The 23,184-nt window shown below is 62.0% G+C and carries 20 protein-coding genes and 1 riboswitch; of the genes, 14 read left to right on the top strand and 6 right to left on the bottom strand.

What is annotated here, in order from left to right:
* Nucleotides 1-14 precede the first annotated feature (14 nt).
* Nucleotides 15-836 (top strand): HDOD domain-containing protein, encoded by an 822-nt coding sequence (locus ACEN8E_RS06470; RefSeq protein WP_495591901.1) that lies wholly within the window; start codon nt 15-17, stop codon nt 834-836.
* Nucleotides 837-912: 76 nt separating this feature from the next.
* On the opposite strand, the gene ACEN8E_RS06465 is transcribed toward ACEN8E_RS06470, so the two are convergent.
* The 3 genes from ACEN8E_RS06465 to ACEN8E_RS06455 form a co-directional block, all read right to left on the bottom strand.
* Complete coding sequence (locus ACEN8E_RS06465) at nt 913-1,875, bottom strand: IS110 family transposase (protein WP_495589339.1); 963 nt, start codon at nt 1,873-1,875, stop codon at nt 913-915.
* A 241-nt stretch (nt 1,876-2,116) separates the two neighbouring features.
* Nucleotides 2,117-3,505 (bottom strand): sensor histidine kinase N-terminal domain-containing protein, encoded by a 1,389-nt coding sequence (locus ACEN8E_RS06460; RefSeq protein ID WP_495591900.1) that lies wholly within the window; start codon nt 3,503-3,505, stop codon nt 2,117-2,119.
* Entirely contained in the window at nt 3,498-4,169 is a 672-nt protein-coding gene (locus ACEN8E_RS06455) for a response regulator (RefSeq protein WP_495591899.1), read from the bottom strand. The genes ACEN8E_RS06460 and ACEN8E_RS06455 overlap by 8 nt, the downstream gene beginning before the upstream one ends.
* Before the next feature lie 237 nt (nt 4,170-4,406).
* Between ACEN8E_RS06455 and ACEN8E_RS06450 the strand changes: the two genes are divergently transcribed.
* Genes ACEN8E_RS06450 through ACEN8E_RS06430 form a run of 5 tightly spaced genes read left to right on the top strand, consistent with a single transcriptional unit; the run spans nt 4,407 to nt 9,782 of the window.
* Nucleotides 4,407-5,699 carry an OprD family porin gene (locus ACEN8E_RS06450; RefSeq protein ID WP_495591898.1) on the top strand — a complete coding sequence of 431 codons (1,293 nt, stop codon included), beginning with the start codon at nt 4,407-4,409 and terminating at the stop codon, nt 5,697-5,699.
* 39 nt (nt 5,700-5,738) lie between these two features.
* On the top strand, nt 5,739-6,716 hold the full coding sequence (locus ACEN8E_RS06445) for a Bug family tripartite tricarboxylate transporter substrate binding protein (protein WP_096513008.1): 978 nt from the start codon (nt 5,739-5,741) through the stop codon (nt 6,714-6,716).
* Nucleotides 6,717-6,774: 58 nt separating this feature from the next.
* A complete protein-coding gene (locus ACEN8E_RS06440; RefSeq protein WP_096513009.1) occupies nt 6,775-7,233 on the top strand; it encodes a tripartite tricarboxylate transporter TctB family protein in 459 nt (152 codons plus the stop codon).
* Nucleotide 7,234: 1 nt separating this feature from the next.
* Nucleotides 7,235-8,749 carry a tripartite tricarboxylate transporter permease gene (locus tag ACEN8E_RS06435; RefSeq protein WP_495591897.1) on the top strand — a complete coding sequence of 505 codons (1,515 nt, stop codon included), beginning with the start codon at nt 7,235-7,237 and terminating at the stop codon, nt 8,747-8,749.
* Nucleotides 8,742-9,782 carry an AbrB family transcriptional regulator gene (locus tag ACEN8E_RS06430; protein ID WP_495591896.1) on the top strand — a complete coding sequence of 347 codons (1,041 nt, stop codon included), beginning with the start codon at nt 8,742-8,744 and terminating at the stop codon, nt 9,780-9,782. Before ACEN8E_RS06435 ends, ACEN8E_RS06430 begins: the two co-directional genes overlap by 8 nt.
* Nucleotides 9,783-9,869: 87 nt before the next feature.
* Here ACEN8E_RS06430 and ung read toward each other — a convergent pair whose 3' ends face one another.
* Entirely contained in the window at nt 9,870-10,562 is a 693-nt protein-coding gene (gene ung, locus ACEN8E_RS06425) for a uracil-DNA glycosylase (protein ID WP_495591895.1), read from the bottom strand.
* 132 nt (nt 10,563-10,694) lie between these two features.
* Between ung and dspII the strand changes: the two genes are divergently transcribed.
* Nucleotides 10,695-11,807 (top strand): enoyl-CoA hydratase/isomerase DspII, encoded by a 1,113-nt coding sequence (gene dspII, locus ACEN8E_RS06420; RefSeq protein ID WP_495591894.1) that lies wholly within the window; start codon nt 10,695-10,697, stop codon nt 11,805-11,807.
* 60 nt (nt 11,808-11,867) lie between these two features.
* Here dspII and ACEN8E_RS06415 read toward each other — a convergent pair whose 3' ends face one another.
* Nucleotides 11,868-12,299 (bottom strand): hypothetical protein, encoded by a 432-nt coding sequence (locus ACEN8E_RS06415; protein ID WP_495591893.1) that lies wholly within the window; start codon nt 12,297-12,299, stop codon nt 11,868-11,870.
* 167 nt (nt 12,300-12,466) lie between these two features.
* Nucleotides 12,467-12,724, bottom strand: coding sequence for a hypothetical protein (locus ACEN8E_RS06410; RefSeq protein WP_495591892.1), 258 nt, complete (start codon nt 12,722-12,724; stop codon nt 12,467-12,469).
* A 296-nt stretch (nt 12,725-13,020) separates the two neighbouring features.
* A riboswitch (guanidine-I (ykkC/yxkD leader) is annotated at nt 13,021-13,121 on the top strand.
* A 60-nt stretch (nt 13,122-13,181) separates the two neighbouring features.
* On the opposite strand from ACEN8E_RS06410, the gene ACEN8E_RS06405 reads away from it, so the two are divergent.
* From ACEN8E_RS06405 to atzF, 7 genes are all read left to right on the top strand, one after another.
* Nucleotides 13,182-14,249 carry a putative urea ABC transporter substrate-binding protein gene (locus tag ACEN8E_RS06405; RefSeq protein WP_495591891.1) on the top strand — a complete coding sequence of 356 codons (1,068 nt, stop codon included), beginning with the start codon at nt 13,182-13,184 and terminating at the stop codon, nt 14,247-14,249.
* A 15-nt stretch (nt 14,250-14,264) separates the two neighbouring features.
* The gene (locus tag ACEN8E_RS06400; protein WP_495591890.1) at nt 14,265-15,080 is read left to right on the top strand and encodes an ABC transporter permease; all 816 of its coding nucleotides are present in this window, start codon (nt 14,265-14,267) and stop codon (nt 15,078-15,080) included.
* The gene (locus ACEN8E_RS06395) at nt 15,077-15,865 is read left to right on the top strand and encodes an ABC transporter ATP-binding protein (RefSeq protein ID WP_495591889.1); all 789 of its coding nucleotides are present in this window, start codon (nt 15,077-15,079) and stop codon (nt 15,863-15,865) included. Before ACEN8E_RS06400 ends, ACEN8E_RS06395 begins: the two co-directional genes overlap by 4 nt.
* A gap of 13 nt (nt 15,866-15,878) precedes the next feature.
* A complete protein-coding gene (locus ACEN8E_RS06390) occupies nt 15,879-16,604 on the top strand; it encodes an urea amidolyase associated protein UAAP1 (protein ID WP_495591888.1) in 726 nt (241 codons plus the stop codon).
* 11 nt (nt 16,605-16,615) lie between these two features.
* A complete protein-coding gene (locus ACEN8E_RS06385; protein ID WP_495591887.1) occupies nt 16,616-17,257 on the top strand; it encodes an urea amidolyase associated protein UAAP2 in 642 nt (213 codons plus the stop codon).
* 291 nt (nt 17,258-17,548) lie between these two features.
* Nucleotides 17,549-21,196: an urea carboxylase gene (gene uca / locus ACEN8E_RS06380; RefSeq protein WP_495591886.1), complete on the top strand. Its 3,648-nt coding sequence runs from the start codon at nt 17,549-17,551 to the stop codon at nt 21,194-21,196.
* A 25-nt stretch (nt 21,197-21,221) separates the two neighbouring features.
* On the top strand, nt 21,222-23,000 hold the full coding sequence (gene atzF / locus ACEN8E_RS06375; protein ID WP_495591885.1) for an allophanate hydrolase: 1,779 nt from the start codon (nt 21,222-21,224) through the stop codon (nt 22,998-23,000).
* Nucleotides 23,001-23,184: the final 184 nt, after the last annotated feature.

The raw sequence follows: 23,184 nt of genomic DNA, 5'->3' as shown, positions 1-23,184 counted from the left end.
CCTAGAGAGACTAAATGAGCGAGCTGGCGGAAAAGGTCCAACAGGATTTGGTTGAGGCCATCAATAACGATGACCTGGTTCTGCCAACGTTACCGGAAGTGGCCCTGCAAATTCGCAAGGCCGCCGAGAACCCGGAAGTCAGCGTCAGTACCCTGAGCAAAGTGATTGGCCGTGATACCGCGCTGTCGGCACGCCTGATCAAAGTGGTCAACAGCCCACTGTTGCGCGCGACCCAGGAAGTGACCGATCTGCATACCGCGATCACCCGCCTGGGCATCAACTACAGCTGCAATCTGGCGATCGGCCTGGTCATGGAGCAGATTTTCCATGCCCGGTCCGAGGTGGTGGAACAGAAGATGCGCGATGTCTGGCGTAAAAGCCTGGAAATCGCCGGTGTCAGCTACGCCTTGTGCCGCCGCTACACCCGCCTCAAACCCGATCAGGCGGCCCTCGGCGGGCTGGTGCATCAGATCGGCGTGCTGCCGATCCTGACTTACGCCGAAGATCACTATGAGCTGCTGTCCGACCCGGTCAGCCTCAACCATGTCATCGACCAGATTCATCCGCTGATCGGCGAAAAGCTGCTCAGGGTCTGGGAATTTCCCGACATGCTGGTGCAAGTGCCGCGTCTATACCTGAACTTCAAACGCCAGTCTTCACAGGTCGACTATGTGGATCTGGTGCAGGTGGCTAGCCTGTACTGCCTCCAGGACACCGATCATCCGCTGGCCCGCACCGATGCGTTGGATGTACCGGCCTTCAGGGTGCTTGGAATCGATTTTGACGATGCGGCTATGTGCGCCGATCTGGAAGAAACACGCACGATGTTTTACTGATCCAAAACCGCGCTGCTCCCTTCGCGAGCAGGCTCGCTCCCACAGTAGCGAACAACTCATTTCAATGTGGGAGATTCTATGTTGCAGGGGAACCCTGTTGCTTTAAATTTGGCTGGTATTCGCTCTGATTTTTCATGAGGGCGAATGCCACCCGACAGAGCTTGCGGGCGAGGATGACCAGAGCCTGAGTTCTGGCCAGGCCTCTTGCCAAGTAAGACTCATAGAGCGGTTTCCAGACGGGAGACCGGCAAGCCGCCATTGCTGCATTGTGCGCAAGACGCCGCAGCTCCCCATCGCCTTTTTTGCTCAAGTGGCGCGGACTGTGCTTCTTTCCTGAGTCCTTCGGCCTCAGGTCCATTCCCAAAAAGGCAATAAACGCATCGGCACTGGCGAATTGACCACGCATAAAAGTGGCTGCCAGACCGGTGGCCGTGAGTTCGCCAATCCCTTCAATCGCTTGACAACGCCTGATGTTTTCGGTGATCCCGGCCTCTTGGCTGGCTTTGCGCAGCAATTTCTGAATAGCCTGATCAGTCTGTTTGAAGTGCTCCAGCTCTTGGGCCAGAAGGTCTTTGAGAAGGGGCTCACTCGACCAACTCAGCATGATGCTAACCCGGGCTTTCATCAGTTCTGCACGTTTGTTGAGGAGGCTTTTCAACACGGTGTAGAGCTTCGGAGGTGGATTCCAGATGCGAAGCCGATCCTGCTCACTGGTCAGGTAACGTGCCAGCAAACGCGCATCACAGGGGTCGGTTTTTGCTCGCTGGCCAATGCTTTCGCGGTAGTGGCTCACCCGATAAGGGTCCACAACATAAACTCGGTGCCCCATGCCATGGGCCAGTTCAGCGGTATCCAGGTGGTAGAGACTGGTGGCTTCCAAGGCAATCGAGCTTTGCGCCGGCAGGGATTTGAGCCAGCGCCCAATAGCTGTGCGATCGTTGTTGATGAACTGAGTGATTTTCAGATCTTCGCGGTAAACGACGATTTCTGCCTTGGCCACATCGACACCAACCACCGTTGGCGAGGTAAGGATTGTCATGACGAATCCTCGGAGCTAGGGTTTAAGTGCTTGTCGGGGTCTACCGTAGCGCTGGCTTGCCTCTATCGTCGGTATTAACCGATGAATTCCTTATCGGCGCTTTAGGTAGAAAGGGCGGAACGAGAAGTCTCCCACGGTCCGTACTGGCTAGAGTCGGAATCGAGCTTTTAGTCCCGCCCACCCCTTCAAGTCTAAACATACAAGCGAGCCTGCTCGCGAAGAGGCCTGAACAGGCGCGGCATCACTCCCCAGCAACAAAACTCACCCGCACCTTCAACCCTGCGTGCTCTCCATCATGCAGGCTGATCTGTGCCAGGTGTGCGCGACAGATCTCGCCAACAATCGCCAAGCCCAAACCGGAACCGGCCACCTGCTGATTGCGTCGGTAAAACCGCTCGAACACCCGATCGCGCTCTTCAAGAGGGATACCCGGCCCGTCATCCTCGACTTCCAGCACAGCGGGCGCCGAGACGCGCAGAATCACGTTGCCACCTGGCGGTGTGTGAGCCAGGGCGTTATCCACCAGATTGCTCAGCAGTTCGTTCAATAGCGTCGGCTCGCCCCGCAACCAGACGGGTTCATCCGCTTCCAGCGCCAGCGCGATGCCACGCTTGTGGGCCAAGGGTGCCATGGCCATGCCCAGCTCCCGAGCCAACTGACTCAGGTCGAGTAACTGCGCGCCGCCCTCGGCAATCGCCCGGGCGCCATTTTCGACCCGTGCCAGGGACAGCAACTGATTGGCCAGATGGGTCAAGCGATCGGTGCCCTGGGCGGCGGTCTCCAGCGTGCTGCGCCAGGTATCGGGCTCGGCCGAGCGCATGCCCAGCTCCAGTCGCGCCTTGAGCGCTGCCAATGGCGTGCGCAGTTCGTGGGCGGCGTCGGCAATGAATTGCGCCTGTTTCTCGAACTGGCCGCGCAAGCGCTCGGTAAAGTGATTGAGTGCCCGCACCAGTGGCCACAATTCGCGCTGCACTTCCACTAACGGCAAAGGACGCAGATCGTCCGGCTGGCGCTCTTCCACCGCCGTGCGCAAGCGCTCCAGCGGGCGCAACGCAGCACTCACCGCGAACCACACCAGCATCAACGCACCCATTGCCAGCATGCCCAGGCGCAGCAACGTATCCGCCGCCAGGCTGCGGGCCATGCTGACACGCGCTTCATCGGTTTCCGCCACGCGAATTTCCGCCATGCCGTTCATGTTCGGCTCGCTCACCGGCTTGAGCAGGCTCACCACGCGCACGTTCTGCCCGCGGTACTGCGCATTGTAGAAGCGTGCCAGCGCCGGATAGTCATCGGTGCGCGGCGTTCCCGGCGGAGGCGCCGGCAGGTTTTCGTAACCGGAAATCAGCTTCTGATTGATGTCGTTGACCAGGTAGAAAATTCGCCCGGCACTGTCGTAGGCAAACGTATCGAGGGCCACGTAGGGCACGTCGGCGCTCAGGCTGCCGTCGCGCTGGGAGACGCCGGCGGCGATGGTCCGCGCCGAGGCCAGCAGGGTCCGGTCGTAGGCGGTGTCGGCGGCTTCACGACCGTTCCAGTAGGCACTCAGCCCACTGGCCAGCATCAACACCACCAGCAACAGCGCCAGGTTCCACAGCAACCGCCAGCGCAGGCTGCTGGGCTTATGCATCGCGGCTTTCCAGCAAGTAACCGAGGCCCCGGAACGTCACGATGGCGACCGGCTGGCCATCGAGTTTCTTGCGCAAGCGGTGCACGTAGATTTCAATCGCATCGGGGCTGGCCTCCTCATCGAGACCGAACACTTGCGACGCCAACTGCTCCTTGCTCATCACCCGACCGGGGCGCGCGATCAGGGCTTCGAGTACGGCTTGCTCGCGGGAGGTCAGGGTCAGCAATTCTTCGCCGAGGGTGAAACGCCGGGTTTCCAGGTCATAGGCCAGCACTCCGCAGCGCTGAACGCGCTCACCGCCCAGCACACTGCGGCGCAACAAGGCTTTGACCCGGGCTTCGAGTTCGGTCAGTTCGAACGGCTTGGCCAGGTAGTCGTCGGCGCCAAGATTGAGGCCGTGGACCCGGTCCTTGACGTCGCTGCGGGCGGTCAGCATCAGCACCGGCAGGTTCTTGCCCCGTGCCCGCAGGCGCGCCAGCACTTCGAAACCATCCATGCGCGGCAAGCCGACGTCGAGGATCGCCATGGCGTATTCCTCGCTGCCCAGCGCCAGGTCGGCCGCCACGCCATCGTGCAGGACGTCCACGGTCAACCCGGTGGCCTTGAGCGCCTGAGCGACACTTTCGGCGAGCTGCAAATGGTCTTCGACGAGCAGGACACGCATGGATCTTTACCTCATTCAGGGATGGTCGACGCCATTCTCTGGCGCGGAGTTTACAGCCGCAACCGCCGCTGTGAAGCCTGAAAACCGTGAAAGTCAGCTGAAAGCCTGGCGAAAGGTTAGCCCGTTACAGTCCAGCCACGGACAGTTTCGACTGCCGTCGCTGCGGCCACACAGCGTTACGAAAAACGCCTCGAAGCGTTTTCGACAAATAAGAACAATAAACGGAGTAAGTCATCCATGCAGTCCTTGCAGACCCAGGCTATCGCGCCTGCCCGCCTCTCCCGTTTCAGCCACACTGCGCTTGCCAGCGCTGCCGCCCTTGCCGGTTTTTCACCTTTGAGCCACGCCGCATTCTTCGAAGACAGCTCGGCCACTTTCGAAACCCGCAACATGTACTTCAATCGCGATTTTCGCGACGGTACCAGTGCCCAACAATCCAAGCGCGACGAGTGGGCCCAGGGTTTCATGCTCAATCTGAAATCAGGCTACACCGACGGCACCGTGGGGTTCGGTGTCGATGCATTGGGCATGATGGGAGTCAAGCTCGATTCGAGCCCGGACCGCACCGGTACCGGGCTGCTGCCAACCCATGACGACGGGCGCGCGGCGGACGAATACTCCAAGCTCGGCCTGACCGGCAAAGTGAAAATCTCCGCCAGCGAGCTGAAAATCGGCAGCCTGATCCCGGAACTGCCGATCCTCAAGCCCAACGACGGGCGCATCCTGCCGCAGACCTTTGAAGGCGGCATGCTGACCTCCAAGGAGATCAAGAACCTGACCTTCACCGGCGGGCGCCTGGACAAGGCCAAGGATCGCGACAGCACCGACTTCGAGGACGTCGCCCTCAACAACAAGAACAGCCGCTTCGCCGGAACGGTGGCCGGCGAGCACTTCGACTTTGGCGGCGTGGACTACAAGTTCACCGACAAAATCACCGGCAGCTACCACTTCGCGCAGCTCGATGAAGTCTACAACCAGCACTATCTCGGGCTGGTTGCCTCGCAGCCGTTCGGCCCCGGCACCTTCGCCAGCGACCTGCGGTTTGCCATCAGTGATGACCAGGGCGAAGCCCGTGGCGGCAAGATCGACAACAAGTCCCTCAACGGTCTGGTGAGTTACGCCCTGAGCGGGCACAAGTTCAGCGCGGGCTACCAGCACATGTCCGGCGACAGCGCGTTCCCGTATGTGGATGGCACCGACCCGTACCTGGTGAACTTCGTGCAGATCAACGACTTTGCCGGTGCCCAAGAGCACTCCTGGCAAGCGCGTTATGACTTCGACTTCGTCACCCTCGGTGTCCCCGGTCTGAGCTTCATGAGCCGTTACGTGAGCGGTGACAACATCAAGCTCAAGAACGGTGACGAAGGCAAGGAATGGGAACGTAACAGCGAGATCAAATATGTAGTACAAAGCGGCGCGCTCAAGGATGTCGCCGTGCGCCTGCGCAATGCCACCTACCGCTCCAACTACTCCGCTCGCGATGCCGATGAAGTGCGTCTGCTGGTGAGCTATAGCGTTGCCCTTTGGTAATTCAGTACGTCCATAACAACAACTCCCAAGGAGACTTGAATGAACCTGTCAATGCGTAAGATTGCCCTCGCCGCCAGCGTCCTGCTGTTCACCGGCCAGGCGCTCGCCGAACCAAAACGCCCTGAATGCATCGCCCCGGCCTCGCCCGGCGGTGGCTTCGACCTGACCTGCAAACTGGCGCAAAGCGCGCTGATCAACGAAAAACTGCTGACCAAACCGATGCGCGTGACCTACATGCCCGGCGGTGTCGGCGCGGTAGCGTACAACGCGGTGGTCGCCCAGCGTCCGGCCGATGCCGGCACCCTGGTGGCCTGGTCCAGCGGCTCGCTGTTGAACCTGGCCCAAGGCAAGTTCGGGCGTTTCGATGAAAGCAACGTGCGCTGGCTGGCCGCCGTCGGCACCAGCTATGGCGCCATCGCGGTGAAAAGCGATTCGCCCTACAAGACCCTCGACGATCTGGTGCAGGCTCTGAAGAAAGATCCGAGCAAAGTGGTGATCGGTTCCGGCGGCACCGTCGGCAGCCAGGACTGGATGCAAACCGCACTGATCGCCAAGGCCGCCGGGATCAACCCTCGCGACCTGCGCTACGTGGCCCTCGAAGGCGGCGGTGAAATTGCCACCGCCCTGCTCGGTGGCCACATCCAGGTCGGCAGCACCGACATCTCCGACTCCATGCCGCACATCCTCAGCGGTGACATGCGCCTGCTGGCGGTGTTCTCCGACAAGCGTCTGGACGAGCCGGAAATGAAAAACATCCCGACGGCCCGCGAACAAGGCTATGACATCGTCTGGCCAGTGGTGCGCGGTTTCTACCTCGGGCCAAAAGTCAGCGATGAAGACTACGCCTGGTGGAAAGCTGCCTTCGACAAACTGCTGGCCTCCGAAGACTTCGCCAAGCTGCGCGATCAGCGCGAGCTCTTCCCGTTCGCCATGACCGGCCCGGAGCTGGATACCTACGTGAAGAAGCAGGTCGCGGACTACAAAGTGCTGGCCAAAGAGTTCGGCCTGATCCAGTGATCGTCTCTGTCTAGCGGCTGCGACTCCGCTCGGCGGGGTCGCAGCACAGGAGTTCCTCATGCTCTTACAACGCATTTTTGCTTCGGTGCTGTTGCTGGCCTGCCTCAGCCTGGTGGCGATGGCCTGGCCCTACCAGGCACCTTTTTCCTACGAACCGATCGGCCCGCGCGCCTTCCCCCTGCTGATGCTGGGGCTGATGGGCCTGGCGCTGGTGTACATGGTGTATCGCCCCTCGCCCATCAAACACACCGAGGAAGATCCACCGATGGATCGCGAAACCCTGAACAAGATCGGTGTTTGCGTGCTGTTGCTGCTGGTCTTCGCCGGGCTGTTCGAACCGCTGGGTTTCATCCTCAGCAGCATGCTGATTGGCATTCCCATGGCGCGCCTGTACGGCGGGCGCTGGCTGCCGGGCGCGGTGATCATCAGCCTGATGAGCGTCGGCCTGTACCTGCTGTTCGACAAAGTCATGGACGTGCCACTGCCTCTGGGCCTGCTCGACGTTCTGGAGAACTGATATGGATACGCTTGGTTATTTGAGTCACGGCTTCGGCGTCGCACTGACCCCTTACAACCTGGTGACCGCACTCAGCGGCACGCTGATCGGTACGGTCGTCGGCCTGCTACCGGGACTGGGCCCGATCAATGGCGTGGCGCTGCTGATTCCGATCGCCTTCGCCCTGGGCCTGCCGCCAGAGTCGGCATTGATCCTGTTGGCGGCGGTGTATCTGGGCTGTGAATACGGCGGCCGGATCAGCTCGATCCTGCTGAACATCCCGGGCGAAGCTTCGACCGTAATGACCACCCTCGACGGCTACCCGATGGCCCGTCAAGGTTTGGCAGGTGTCGCGCTGTCGCTGTCAGCCTGGAGTTCGTTCATCGGCGCCTTCATTGCGACCTGCGGCATGGTGGTGTTCGCACCGATACTGGCGAAATGGGCGATTGCCTTCGGTCCGGCGGAATACTTCGTGCTGATGGTGTTTGCGATTGTCTGCCTCGGCGGCATGGCCGGGGATCGACCGCTGAAGACATTCATCGCGGCGCTGATCGGGCTGTTCCTGTCCACCGTCGGCATCGATGCCAACAGCGGTGTGTACCGTTTCACCGGCGACAACATCCACCTCACCGACGGCATTCAATTCGTGGTGTTGGTGCTGGGCCTGTTCTCCATCAGCGAAATCCTGTTGCTGCTGGAAAAAACCCACCGTGGCCAGGAAGCCTTCCAGGCGACCGGGCGGATGCTGTTCAACTTCAAGGAAGCCGCCTCGGTGTTCTGGGTGAACATGCGTTGCGGTGTGCTCGGCTTCATCATGGGCGTACTGCCGGGGGCCGGTGCGACGTTGGCCAGCGCCGTGGCCTACATGACCGAGAAACGCATTGCCGGCCCAAGCGGAAAATTCGGACAAGGCGACAAACGTGGCCTGGCTGCACCGGAAACCGCCATCGGCGCTGAAGCCTGCGGCGCGCTGGTGCCGATGCTGACCCTCGGCGTTCCAGGTTCAGGCACCACCGCCGTGATGATCGGCGCACTGTCGCTGTACAACATCACGCCGGGCCCGCTGCTGTTCCAGCAGCAACCGGACATCGTCTGGGGCCTGATCGCTTCGTTGTTCATCGCCAACATCATGCTGGTGATCCTCAACATCCCGATGATCCGCATCTTCACCAAGATCCTCGCGGTGCCGAACTGGGCGCTGGTGCCGATGATCGCGATCATCACCGCTATCGGCGTGTACGCGGTGCATGCCACCACGTTCGACCTGTTCCTGATGATCGGCATCGGCATCTTCGGCTACATCCTGCGCAAGCTGGATTTCCCGTTGTCGCCGGTACTGCTGGGCTTCATCCTCGGTGGCTTGATGGAGCAGAACCTGCGCCGGGCGCTGTCGATCTCCAACGGTTCGCTGGACATCCTCTGGTCGAGCGGCATCACCGTCGGTGTCTGGGGCTTGATCATGGTCATGCTTCTGGTGCCGATCGTGCGCATGTGGCGTAAACGTTCGGTTGCACGACGCGTTATCGCCGATGTCTGATCGAACACCCTTCAAAACCTGGTGGGGAACCCCGCTGGTCGGCCTGCTTGGCGGTTACCTCGCCAGCCAGGTCGGCTGGCCTTTGCCGTGGATGGTCGGCTCGTTGCTGGCGATCATCCTCGTGCGCTGCCTGACACCCTGGCAATTGGCCGAAATCCCTGGCGGCCGCAAGTGCGGCCAGTGGATCGTCGGTATCGGCATTGGCCTGCACTTCACCCCGCTGGTGATGGAGCAGGTGCTGAGTCATTTCGGCCTGATCTTCTTCGGTGCGCTGGTCACCAGCCTGTCGGCGGTGGTCGGCGTATGGCTGATGCGCCGCACCGGTGAAGACCGCGCCACGGCGTTCTTTTCCAGCATGCCCGGCGGTTCCGGGGAGATGGTCAATCTCGGCGCCCGCAATGGCGCGGTGCTCAGCCGTGTGGCGGCGGGGCAGAGTTTGCGGGTGCTGGTGGTGGTGCTCTGCGTGCCGGCGGCTTTCAAGTATTTACTGGGCGATGGTGCCCCGGTGTTACATGCCACCGCTGTGGACTGGCGCTGGCTGGCCCTGCTGTTCCCGGTGGGCGCATTGGCGGCCTGGATCTGGGAACGCCTGCGTCAACCCAACCCCTGGCTGTTCGGGCCGTTGCTGGTCAGTGCGGCCGTCAGCATCGGCTGGGACCTGCACATCGGCCTGCCCAATGGCGGTAGCCAGATCGGCCAATGGTTGATCGGCAGCGGTCTGGGTTGTCACTTCAACCGGCAGTTTTTCCGCCGCGCACCCTCGTTCATGGGCCGTACCCTGATCGGCACGGTGTTGACCATGTTGATTGCAACGGCGGCTGCGTTGGGCTTGAGTGCCCTGACCCACCTGGATCTGCGCTCGCTGACCCTGGGCATGATGCCAGGCGGCATTGCCGAGATGAGCCTGACCGCGGAAACCTTGCAACTGTCAGTACCGCTGGTGACGGCGATGCAGGTGATGCGGTTGCTGTTTGTGCTGTTTCTGGCGGAGCCGTTGTTCAAGTACTGGAACCGGGACCCGGATTCAGTCTGATGGACCGAGTCGAGCCCTTCGCGAGCAGGCTCGCTCCCACAGGGTTCGCGTGTTCCTTGTGGGAGCGAGCGTGCTCGCGAAGCTTCTTCAGAGGTTCGGCAACCGCCACTCGATCGGCGTCTCGCCATTCTGTTCCAGAAACTTGTTGGTCCGGCTGAAGTGCCCGCAACCGAGGAAGCCACGATAGGCCGACAGCGGTGACGGGTGCACCGAGGTCAGCACCAGATGCTTGGTCGCATCGATCAGCTTCTGCTTGCTCTGGGCATGGGCGCCCCACAGCATGAATACCAGGTGTGGCTGCTGCTGGCTGACCACTTCAATGATGCGATCGGTGAAAAACTGCCAGCCCTTGTCCTTGTGCGCATTGGCGTTGGCGCGCTCAACGGTCATCGTGGTGTTGAGCATCAGCACACCCTGATCGGCCCAGCTCTGCAGGTAGCCGTGGTTGGGGATGTCGATGTTCAGGTCGCGCTTGAGTTCTTTGTAGATGTTCACCAGCGACGGTGGCGCCGGCACGCCCGGTTGCACCGAGAAGCACAAACCATGGGCCTGACCCGGGCCGTGATAGGGGTCCTGACCGAGGATCACCACTTTGACCTTGTTCAGCGGCGTGGAATTGAGCGCGTTGAAGATCATCGGCCCCGGCGGATAGATCTCCTTACCCGCCGCCTGCTCCTGTTGCAGGAAGTTTCGCAACTCTGCCATGTAGGGCTGGTCGAATTCGGCACGCAGTGCCTCCTTCCAGCTCGGTTCGAGTTTGATACGGTCGTCAGCAGTCATGGTTACATCCGGCAAAAACAATGGGGCGAACCCTAAGAAGGCCCATCGCGCTTGTCAATTGATCTGACGCAGATCCGGCACTTTCCCACACAGCGATCATACTTAACCCTCAATTTCCCGATCGAGGTCACGATGAACCTGCACTTCGAAGAGCTCACCGGCACCGACGGCGCCCGCATCGGCATCGCCAGCCTGGATGCCGAAAAAACCCTGAACGCCCTGTCCCTGCCGATGATCAACGCCCTGCGCGACCGCATGGAGGCCTGGGCCAAGGATCCGCAGATCGTCTGCGTGCTCTTGCGCGGCAATGGCGCCAAGGCTTTTTGCGCCGGTGGCGAAGTGCGCAGCCTGGTGGAAGCCAGTCGCGCCCATCCGGGTGAAGTACCGCCACTGGCCGCGCAATTTTTTGCGGCGGAATATCGCCTGGACTTCAAACTGCACACCTACCCCAAACCGTTGATCTGCTGGGGCCACGGCTATGTGCTCGGCGGTGGCATGGGACTGTTGCAAGGTGCGGGCATCCGCATCGTCACGCCGAGCAGCCGGTTGGCCATGCCGGAGATCAGCATCGGCCTGTACCCGGATGTTGGCGGCAGTTGGTTCCTGTCGCGCCTGCCCGGCAAGCTCGGGTTGTTCCTGGGCCTGACCGGCGCGCACATGAACGGCCGCGATGCCATCGATCTGGACCTGGCCGACCGCTTCCTGCTCGAGGATCAACTGCCGGCACTGCTTGACGGACTGCTGCAATTGAATTGGCAGGAACAGACGCCCATGCAGCTCAACAGCCTGCTCAAGGCCTTGCAGCAGGAAGCCGTGGCACAGATGCCCGAAGCCCAGTGGCTGCCGCGCCGTCAGCAGATCGACGAGTTGCTGGATGTCAGCGACGTGCGTTGCGCCTGGAAGGCCATCAGCGCCTTGCGCGATCACCGCGACCTGTTGCTGAGCCGTGCAGCCAGGACCCTGAGCGAAGGCTCGCCGCTGACCGCGCATCTGGTGTGGGAGCAGATTGTCCGTGCCCGGCACCTGTCGCTGGCCGAAGTCTTTCAGATGGAATACACCATGAGCCTCAACTGCTGTCGTCACCCGGAGTTCAGCGAAGGCGTACGCGCACGCTTGATCGACAAGGATCAGAAGCCGCACTGGCACTGGCCGGACATCAACAATGTGCCGGACGCGGTGGTAGAGGCGCATTTCCACAAGGCCTGGGAAGGTCGGCATCCGCTGGCGGATCTATCCGGGTACTGAACAAAGCAACTGCAGGAGCGAGCCTGCTCGCTCCTGCAGGTTGTGTATTTGACTGAATGACTAGCGGTGATTGCCCCGCCAGTTGTGATCGCCACGTCCGTCGCGATGGTCGCCCCTGTCGTGACCGCGAGAGTCATTGTCCCAGCCCTTGTGGCTCCGACCGTCCCAGCCATGGTTCTGATGCGTCCGGTAATCGCCCCGGTATGGCTGCTGATAGTAACGCGGAGCGGGCTGGTAATAGTGCGGTTGATACATCCGCGGCTGCGAGTAATAGCGCGGTGTCGGCTGGTAATACCGCGCTGGTGGCACGTAATACCGAGGCGGCGGCGTGTAGTAGCCATTGGAATAGTAGCCACTCCCCCCGGCGTAGTGGGCTGGTGCAGGCGAGGTATAGACTTCGGAACTGTAGTAACTGCCTCCTTCATCGTAGTAAGGCTCGCACCCACCAAGGGACAATCCCAACACAGCAAGCAATAGAATTCGGCGATGCATGGCGGCCTCCTGGACCGCGGGTAAGCCACACCAGCGACGCTGGCAGGCGACAGTCAAATGTTCAGTGGCTGTCGATAGATCAGACATCGAATCCGGAATCTGGTGCGTCGTTGAAACAAGTAGAAACATCTGCCCGATGAAAGGTTTTTCATCCATTCACGCCCTGATTAGTGGTGATAGCCGCGATATCCACCTCCGTGATAACCACCACCGTGAAAGCCGTGGCCACGGTAATAACCATGCCCGCCGTAGTAATAGGAGCGATAGCCGCCGTAATACCGTGGGCCGTAGTAACCGTAGTAGTAAGGCGAGTAGTAGCCGGGATAGTAGTAAGGGGCCGCGTAAACATCGGCAGGACCGTCGTAGTAGTAGCAACCAGACAGCCCAATACCGAGCAATGCACCGAACAACAAACGACGTAACATGACGGCCTCCGTAAAGACCCGTGACAGCAGCCAGCACAGTCCGGCTGACATCTGTTTTGACTGGCAAATCCCTGCCAAGTGCAACGTCGCACCCGCCTTCGGATCAGCGGCGGATACGTTCCAATGCGGTGCACTTGCGCACCATCGCAAGGCAGCCCGCCTCTCCAATCAAACCCGTAGTCTCCCCTGCCCCCCACGCTAGAGCGCTCGGACCGACTTGGCACGCCTCTCGCTTTAGCGCACTTGTTCCAAAAAAATGTGCAGGCGTCACTACAGGTTCGCGGCACCACAATTTGCAAATGGCTGACTAGGGTTCCGGCTCGCAATCGCGAGTGACTGGTCCGAGAGTTGGCGACCTCCAGTTGAGGTTACACGGCGGGATAAAAGCCCGGGAGACAAGCCACCGCTAACGGTGCCGCTGCCGTCCTGTCCGTCCTTGATCAACTGGAGAACCACCATGTCCCAGCTTCGTTTACCCGCCCTCTTCGCCGCTGCGTTTGCAGCCCTCGTGAGCGTCTCGTCCCAGGCTGCCCAGAAAGATCACTTCAGCGTGTGCTGGACGATCTATGCCGGCTGGATGCCATGGGAATATGCCGGCAGCCAGGGCATCGTCGACAAATGGGCGAACAAGTACGGCATCAAGATCGACGTGGTGCAGCTCAATGACTATGTCGAATCGATCAACCAGTACACCGCTGGCCAGTTCGATGGCTGCACCATGACCAACATGGACGCGCTGACCATTCCGGCCGCCGGTGGCGTCGACAGCACTGCGCTGATCGTCAGCGACTTCTCCAACGGCAACGACGGCATCGTACTCAAGGGCGAAGGCAAGAAAGTCATCGACCTCAAGGGCATGGACGTCAACCTGGTGGAGCTGTCGGTCTCCCATTACCTGCTGGCCCGGGCGCTGGATTCGGTGGACCTCACCGAGAAAGACCTGAAAGTGGTCAACACCTCCGACGCCGATATCTCGGCGGCCTTCAACACCGATCAGGTCAATGCCGTCACCACCTGGAACCCGATGCTCTCGGACATCAAGGCCAAGCCCGGGGTGAGCGAAGTGTTCAACTCCAGCCAGATCCCCGGCGAAATCATGGACATGATGGTGGTCAATAGCGCCACCCTCAAAGACAACCCGGCCCTGGGCAAAACGCTGACCGGTGCCTGGTTCGAAGTCGTCGAGTTGATGAACAAGAAAAACGCAGCCAGCAAAGCCGCGCTGGAACACATGGCCAAGGCTTCGGGCACTGACCTGGCGGGTTTCCAGGCGCAACTGGACACCACCCGATTGTTCGCCACGCCCAAGGAGGCCCTGGCGTTCAGCACCAGCAAGCAACTGCCGGAGACCATGCGCAAGGTCGCCGAGTTCTCCTTCCAGCACCGCCTGCTGGGTGATGGCGCCAAGGACACCAGCGCGGTCGGCATGGCCTTCGCCAACGGCGTGACCAGCGGCGACAAAGGCAACCTCAAGCTGCGCTTCGACCCGAGCTACGTGCAGATGGCCGCCGACGCCAAGCTGTAATCAGGAGAACTGGCCATGCGCCTGATCAACCGTCACCCGGACCGTCCGAGTCGCCTGCTGTTGGTGATCCTGCCGTTCGCCCTGGTGCTGTTCGCCTACTTCATGGGCTCGGCCGAGCGACTGATGGACAACCCCAACGACAAACTGCTGCCCAGCGCCGTGCAGATGACCGACGCGGTGAAACGCCTGGCGTTCGTGGCCGACACCCGTACCGGCCAATACCTGCTCTGGCAAGACACCGCGTCCAGCCTGCAACGCCTGGCCATCGGCCTGGGCATCAGTGCCCTGGCCGGGCTGTGCCTGGGCATCGCCGCCGGTACCCTGCCGCTGTTCGGTGCGCCGTTGTCCCCCTTGCTGACAGTGCTGTCGATGGTGCCGCCGCTGGCGATCCTGCCGATCCTGTTCATCGTCTTCGGCCTGGGGGAATTGTCGAAAGTGATGCTGATCGTCATCGGCATCACCCCGGCCCTGGCCCGGGACCTGGAACAGCGCGCCCGGGAAATCCCCGTGGAGCTGCTGATCAAGGCCCAGACCCTCGGCGCTTCCACCTGGACCTTGATGCTGCGGGTGGTGCTGCCGCAATTGTTGCCACGGTTGTTGATCTCGCTGCGGCTGATGCTCGGCTCGGCGTGGCTGTTCCTGATCGCCGCCGAGGCCATCGCCTCTACCGACGGCCTTGGCTACCGGATTTTCCTGGTGCGCCGCTACCTGGCAATGGACGTGATCCTGCCGTACGTGGTGTGGATCACCCTGCTTGCCTGGCTGATGGATTGGGGCCTCGAACACCTCACCCTGCGTGCGTTCCCCTGGCACCAAGGGGCCGCCAAATGAGCTTCATCACCGTTAAAAACGTCTGGCAGCAATACGCCGATCAAGTGGTGCTCGAAGGTCTGAACCTGAATGTCGACGAGGGTGAGTTCTGCACGCTCGTGGGGGCATCCGGTTGCGGCAAATCGACCTTCCTGCGCCTGCTGCTCGGCCAGGAGCGCGCCAGTCGCGGCGAGATCCTGCTCGACGGTCAGCCCTTGGCCGGTGAGCCGGATGCCAGCCGTGGCGTGGTGTTCCAGCGCTACTCGGTGTTCCCGCACCTGAGCGTGCTGGACAACGTTGCCCTCGGCCTCGAACTGTCCCGCTCGCCGTTGCTCGGACGCCTGTTCGGCGGTGCTAAAAAAGAGGCCCGTGAGCAGGCATCGCAGTTGCTGCGAAAAGTCGGCCTCGGTCACTCGCTGGACAAGTACCCGGCGCAGCTCTCCGGTGGCATGCAACAACGGCTGGCCATTGCCCAGGCGCTGATCATGAAGCCGCGCGTGTTGCTGCTCGACGAACCGTTCGGCGCCCTTGATCCGGGCATCCGCAAAGACATGCACGCCCTGTTGCTGGAGCTGTGGCGCGAGACCCGACTGACGGTGTTCATGGTCACCCATGACCTGTCCGAAGGTTTCAGCCTTGGCACACGGCTGCTGGTGTTCGACAAGGTCCGCCTCGACCCGCACGCCCCCGGTGCCTATGGCGCTCGCATCACCTACGACATCCCATTGAACAGCGACCGCCGCACCAGCCGTGCCGCCGTCGACGCCTTGCCAGTGCAGCTGGCGGGCTCACTTCGAACCACTTGAGAGGGTTTTGCCCATGACTGATTCGACCCAACTGTTCCCGCCCTTCGCCGAAGAAATGCTGCCTGGCGGCGGCCATCGTTCCTTCGTGCTCAAGCGCGGCCAATTGCTGCGCCTGACCGACTTGCGCGGCGGCGCCAACGTCAGCCTGACGTTGCTCAACGCCAATGAAAAAACCGAACGCCTGAACCTGCCCGACAGCCTCAAGTGCCAACACACCGCCAGGCTCACCGCCGGCCATTGCCTGTATTCGGACATGGGCCGCGTGCTGGCCGCCATCACCGCCGACACCTGCGGCTGGAGCGACAGCCTGGGCGGTGTGCTCTGCGCTGAAGAAGTGGCGCAAAAGTACGGCGTGGGCCGCTACCAGGAACTGCGCAACGGCTTCTTCCGCAACGGTACCGACAACCTGTTGGTGGAACTGGGCAAGTGGGGGCTGGGCCTGTCCGACCTGCTGATGACCCTCAACCTGTTCAGCCGCGTGAACGTCGATGACACCGGCCGTTTTCACTTTGTCGAGGGCAACTCCAGGGCCGGCGACTACATCGAGCTGTACGCGCCGATGGACACCCTGGTGATGCTCACCGCCCTGCAGCACCCGATGGACCCGGCGCCGGAATACGCACCGAAACCGCTGAAGCTCAGCTGGATGAACGCCGACGCCAGCGTCGCCGAACACTGCCGCACCTCACGCCCGGAAAACGAGCGCGGCTTCATCAACACCGACCGCCTGTTCGCCTGAGGATCGCTGCCATGTCACTCGCAATCGCCACCGCTCCACAGTCGCCTGAAACGGCCGTCTATCGCGTCACCATCCCCGCCGGCGAACCCTGGCTGATGGAGGTCAAGGCCGGCCAGACCCTGCGCATCCTCGATCTTGAGGGCAACCAGGCTGTCGACACCTTGTTCTACAGCGTCGCCAATCCCAAGGAACGCTACGACGTGCAACGTACCCTGCGCCGGCAGAACAGCGTGTACCTGAGCACGGGCAGCGTGCTGTATTCCAACCTCGGCAAGCCGATGCTGACCATCGTCGCCGACACTTGCGGGCGCCACGACACCCTCGGCGGCGCCTGTGCGCAAGAGAGCAACACCGTGCGCTATGCGTTGGAGAAACGCTACATGCACAGCTGCCGCGACAACTACCTGCGCGCCTGTGTTCACGATGGCCGCCTGGGCAAGGGCGACATCGGGCCGAACATCAACTTCTTCATGAACGTACCGGTCACCGCCGACGGCGGCCTGACCTTCGAAGACGGCCTCTCGGCACCGGGCAAGTACGTCGACCTGCGGGCCGAGATGGACGTGATCGTGCTGATCTCCAACTGCCCGCAACTGAACAACCCGTGCAACGCCTACAACCCCACCCCTGCGGAGCTGCTGGTATGGAACTGAAATTCCCGGGATTGCGCCGCTGGTTGTTTGCCTTGTGCCAGGCCCGTTCCGGGCAGTGCCTAAAACCTCAGGAACACCACCACCCCCTGTAGGAGCGAGCTCGCTCGCGAAAAACCCGGAGCCACCGCCGGGCATCTGGTTTTACGCGTAATCGTTCACGACCATCGCGAGCAGGCTCGCTCCTACAGGTGTTCGGTGGTGTGTTTTAGAGAATTGTTTTTTCGCCGGGGACGACCCCGGCTCCCATCGAAAAACTGCGGGACGGCCCGCATCCCCTCCAGGGGTTTTGCCATGTTCGAAAAAGTCCTGATTGCCAACCGTGGCGCCATTGCCTGCCGCATCCTGCGGACCTTGCGCGAGCTGCAAGTGCAGGGTGTTGCCGTGTACTCCGAAGCCGATGCCGCCAGCCTGCACATCCTGCAAGCCGACGAAGCCCACAGCCTCGGCGAAGGCGCGGCCGCCGGCACTTACCTGGCGGTCGATAAAATCCTCGCCATCGCCAAAAACAATGGCGCCACCGCGATCCATCCCGGCTACGGTTTTCTCTCGGAAAACGCCGCGTTCGCCGAAGCCTGCGAGGCCGCCAACATCGCCTTCATCGGCCCGACGCCCGAACAATTGCGCGTGTTCGGCCTCAAGCACACAGCGCGCGCCCTGGCCAAACAACACGGCGTGCCAATGCTCGAAGGCACCGAGCTGCTCGACAGCCTCGATGCCGCGCTGCTGGCTGGTGAACAGATCGGCTACCCGGTGATGCTCAAGAGCACCGCCGGCGGTGGTGGCATCGGCATGCGCGTGTGCCGCAGCGCGGCCGAGTTGAGCGAATCCTTCGAAGCAGTCAAACGCTTGGGCCAGAACAATTTCAGCGACGCCGGGGTGTTCATCGAAAAGTACATCCAGCGTGCCCGTCACCTGGAAGTGCAGGTGTTCGGCGACGGTCACGGTGAAGTGATCGCCCTCGGCGTGCGCGACTGCTCGGTGCAGCGCCGCAACCAGAAAGTCCTTGAGGAGACCCCGGCGCCGAACCTGCCCGACGGCATGGCCGATGAACTGTGTGCGGCGGCGATCAAACTGGCCAAGGCGGTGAATTACCGCAGCGCCGGCACCGTGGAGTTCGTCTTCGACAGCGATGCCCGGCGTTTCTACTTTCTGGAAGTGAACACCCGTTTGCAGGTGGAACACGGCGTCACGGAACAGGTATGGGGCGTCGACCTGGTGCGCTGGATGGTGCAATTGGCGGCCGGTGACCTGCCACCGCTGAGCGATCTGGTGCAGGCTCTGAAACCTGTGGGGCATGCGATTCAGGCGCGCTTGTATGCCGAAGATCCCGGTCGCAACTTTCAACCCAGCCCGGGCTTGCTCACCGCTGTGGATTTCCCGGTGACCGATGGCATTCGGCTGCGCATCGACACCTGGGTCGAGGCGGGCTGCGAGATCCCGCCGTACTTCGATCCGATGATCGCCAAGGTCATCAGTTGGGCGCCGACCCGTGAAGAGGCGTCTGCCGATCTGTATCAGGCGCTGGGCGCCAGCCTGCTCTACGGCGTGGAAACCAACCGCGATTACCTGCAGCAGATTCTGCTGGATGCGCCTTTCGCCAGCGGCCAGCCGTGGACCCGTTGCCTGGAAGGCCTGGTCTATCAGGCCAACACCTTCGAGGTGATCAGCGCTGGCACCCAGACCAGCGTTCAGGACTATCCCGGCCGCCTCGGATACTGGGCGGTCGGCGTGCCGCCTTCGGGGCCGATGGACAGTCGCGCACTGCGTCTGGGCAACCGTTTACTGGGCAATGACGAAGGCGCGGCGGCGCTGGAAATCACCATGAGCGGGCCGTTGCTGCGCTTCAATTGCGAGGCGGTGGTGGCGGTGACCGGCGCGCAGATTCCATTGCTGCTCAACGGTGAAAGCGTACCGATGAACACCGCGCTGAGGATTCCGGCAGGTGCCACGTTGACCCTCGGCACCATGGCCGGTGCTGGCGCGCGCAGCTATCTGTGCCTGCGTGGCGGCCTGCAAGTACCGGATTATCTGGGCAGTAAAAGCACCTTCACCCTCGGCCAGTTTGGTGGGCACGGTGGCCGTGCGTTGCGCGCCGGTGATGTGCTGCACCTGCCGGTGCTGAATGACCGCAGTGCCGGTCAACAACTGGCTGAAGAACAGCTCGCCGAGTTGCCCGCGATTCGGCAGATTCACGTGATCTACGGCCCCCACGGCGCCCCGGAATACTTCACGGAACACTACATCGGCACCTTCTTCACCACGCAGTGGGAAGTGCATTTCAACTCCAGCCGCACCGGCGTGCGCCTGATCGGACCGAAACCGGAATGGGTGCGCGCCGACGGCGGCGAGGCGGGTCTGCACCCGTCGAACATCCACGACAATCCCTATGCCATCGGAGCGGTGGACTTTACCGGTGACATGCCGGTCATCCTCGGCCCGGACGGCCCGAGCCTCGGCGGGTTCGTGTGCCCGGTGACGGTGATCGAGGCGGATCTCTGGCAACTGGGGCAGCTCAAGGCCGGGGATAAGGTGCAGTTCTTGCCCGTCGACCTCAAGACCGCCCGATCACTGGCCCAGAAATGGAATACCCACTGTGGGAGCGAGCCTGCTCGCGAAGGGGCCATACCGGTTGACATTGATGTGTCTGACACACCGCTTTCGCGAGCAGGCTCGCTCCCACAAGGGATGGTGTCGCCTGTGGTGCTGGATATCGGTCAGGGTGATACACGATTGGTCGCGCGCCTTTCCGGCGATACCCACCTTCTGCTCGAAATCGGCGCCCCGGAACTCAATCTGGTCCTGCGCTTCCGTGCCCACGCCCTGATGCAAGCCCTGGAAAGCAAACACCTGCACGGTGTGATCGACCTGACGCCGGGCATTCGCTCACTGCAAATCCACTATCAGCCCGAACAACTGTCGCTGTCCGATCTGCTCGGCATAATTGCCGGCGAATGGGACGCCGTGTGCGCCGCCAAAGACCTGCAGGTGCCCTCGCGCATCGTCCATCTGCCGCTGTCCTGGGACGACCCGGCGTGCCAATTGGCCATCGAGAAATACATGACCACCGTGCGCAAGGACGCGCCGTGGTGCCCGAGCAACCTGGAATTCATCCGCCGCATCAACGACCTGCCGAACCTCGATGAAGTGCAACGCACGGTGTTCGACGCCAGCTACCTGGTGATGGGTTTGGGCGACGTCTACCTCGGCGCACCGGTCGCCACCCCGCTCGACCCGCGCCATCGCCTGGTGACCACCAAGTACAACCCGGCGCGCACCTGGACCGCAGAAAATTCGGTGGGCATCGGTGGCGCCTACATGTGCGTCTACGGCATGGAAGGCCCCGGTGGCTATCAGTTTGTCGGGCGTACGTTGCAGATGTGGAACCGCTACCGCGAAGTCGCCGCGTTCGATGGCAAACCGTGGCTGCTGCGGTTTTTCGACCAGATCCGTTTCTACCCGGTCAGCGCCGATGAACTGCTGCGCATCCGCCGGGATTTCCCCCTCGGACGCTTCGACCTGAACATCGAGCACAGCCAGTTGAACCTGGCGGATTACCAGGCGTTTCTGGCACTGGAAGCCGAATCCATCGGCGCTTTTCGTGCGCAGCAACAAGGTGCGTTCAACGCCGAACGCGAACGCTGGATTGCCAGCGGCCAGGCGCATTTCGACAGCGAGGAACCGGCTCCGGAAGCGACCGAAGAGGAGGCGCTGGCAAGCGGTCAACAGAGCGTCGACAGCCACATTGCCGGCAACCTCTGGCAGGTCCGGGTCGAGGCCGGCAGCCGTGTCGAGGCCGGTGACGTGCTGGTGATCCTGGAGTCGATGAAGATGGAAATCCCCCTGCTTGCACCCATGGCCGGCGTGGTGCGCGAGATTCGCGTGCAACCGGGCTCGGCGGTACGCGCCGGACAGCGCGTCGTGGTGCTGGAACTCGACTGAAGCCATTTTGCCAAGGACTCATGCCATGAATATCAACCTGCAACTCGACGCCCTGCGCAGCGCTTACCGCGACGGCAGCCTCACCCCCCGGCAACTGCTGCCGGTCCTGCGGGACAAGGCCGCGGCGCTGAACCCGGACTATCACCTGTTCATCCACTTGCTCAGTGCCCAAGAACTGGAGCCTTACCTCGCCGCCCTCGACGGCCGCGACCTCGACAGCCTGCCGCTGTATGGCGTGCCGTTCGCGATCAAGGACAACATCGACCTGGTGGGCATTCCGACCACGGCGGCGTGCCCGGCATTTGCCTACGTGCCCGAGCGTTCGGCAACCATCGTCGAGCAACTGCTGGCCCTCGGTGCGATTCCGCTGGGCAAGACCAACCTTGACCAGTTCGCCACAGGACTCAACGGCAGCCGCTCACCTTATGGCGCGTGCCCCAACAGCGTGTTGCCGGAATACCCGTCGGGCGGTTCCAGCGCCGGTTCGTCGCTGGCGGTAGCGCTCGGCGTCGCGAGTTTTGCGCTGGGCACCGACACCGCCGGCTCCGGGCGCGTACCGGCGGCGTTGAACAATCTGGTCGGCATGAAAGCCACCAAGGGCCTGATTTCGACGGCCGGCGTGGTACCGGCCTGTCGAACGCTGGATTGCGTCACCACCTTCACCGCCACGGCGCGGGAGGCCAGTCAGTTGCTGGCACTCACCGCACGGCTTGATCCACGGGACGAATACAGCCGCAACAACCCGCTGTGGAACGACGGCTCGGCGTTCGGCACACCGCGACCGTTCCGTTTCGGCGTGCCCCGTGCGCAGGACCTGCAGTTTTTCGGTTGCCCTGAAGGCCCGCTGTTGTTCGGTGATGCCATCGACCGCCTCAAGGCCTTGGGTGGCGAAGCGGTAGAACTGGACCTGTCGCCGTTTCTGGAGGCCGCACGTTTGCTCTATGAGGGGCCGTGGGTGGCCGAGCGCTACAGCGTGGTCGGTGAGTTGATGGCGCAAAATCCCGAGGCCGTGTTGCCGGTAATTCGCGCCGTTCTGGCCAAGGCTCCCGCCGTCGACGGCGTGCAGACCTTCCGCGCCCAATACCGCCTGCAAGCACTCAAAGCCCTGTGCGACACCGCGCTGGAAGGCCTCGATTGTGTGGTCACGCCAACCATCGGCCGCCCGGTGACGCTGGCGCAGCTCAAGGCCGAACCGGTCCTGCGCAATTCGGAACTGGGCTACTACACCAACTTCATGAACCTGCTCGACTACGCCGCCATCGCCGTGCCCAGCGCATTCATGGACAACGGCCTGCCATGGGGCGTGACGTTGTTTGGCCGGGCCTTTACCGATCAGTATCTGTTGAGCGTGGCCGATGCCCTGCAGCGTCAGCAAGGCTTGGCCGCACCTGCACCGGTGACGGTTGCACGCCATGATCGGGCGCGGCTGGTGGTCTGCGGCGCGCATCTGGACGGGTTGGCGTTGAACTGGCAACTCAAGCAGCGCGGTGCCCGGTGGGTGGAAACGACATTCAGCTCGCCGGACTATCAACTCTATGCCCTGGCCGGCGGCCCGCCGTTTCGCCCGGGCATGGTCCGCGTGAAGGATGGCGGCGTGGCGATTGCGGTAGAGGTTTGGGAGTTGCCCAGCCGTGAACTGGGTTCGTTCCTGACCGGGATTCCGGCACCGCTGGGGTTGGGCAAGGTGCAACTGGCGGACGGTCGCTGGGAGAGCGGGTTTATCTGCGAGGCCTATGGACTGGAGGGCGCGGTGAACATCAGTCATTTGGGCGGATGGCGGGCGTACCTCAAAACCCTGGTTTGACTCAGAACCTGTGGGAGCGAGCCGGCTCGCGAAGGCGTCAGTACATTCACCAACAATGTCGCCTGACACACCGCTTTCGCGAGCAGGCTCGCTCCCACAAGGGCCAACCACCATCTACGACCATTCGCGGCGCACATAGAGCAGTTATTTCCCGGCAGTACCCTTAGAATGCATGCCATCGGAT

Source organism: Pseudomonas sp. Pseusp9, assembly GCF_059491265.1.
This window is presented reverse-complemented; position numbering and strand designations above follow the sequence as displayed.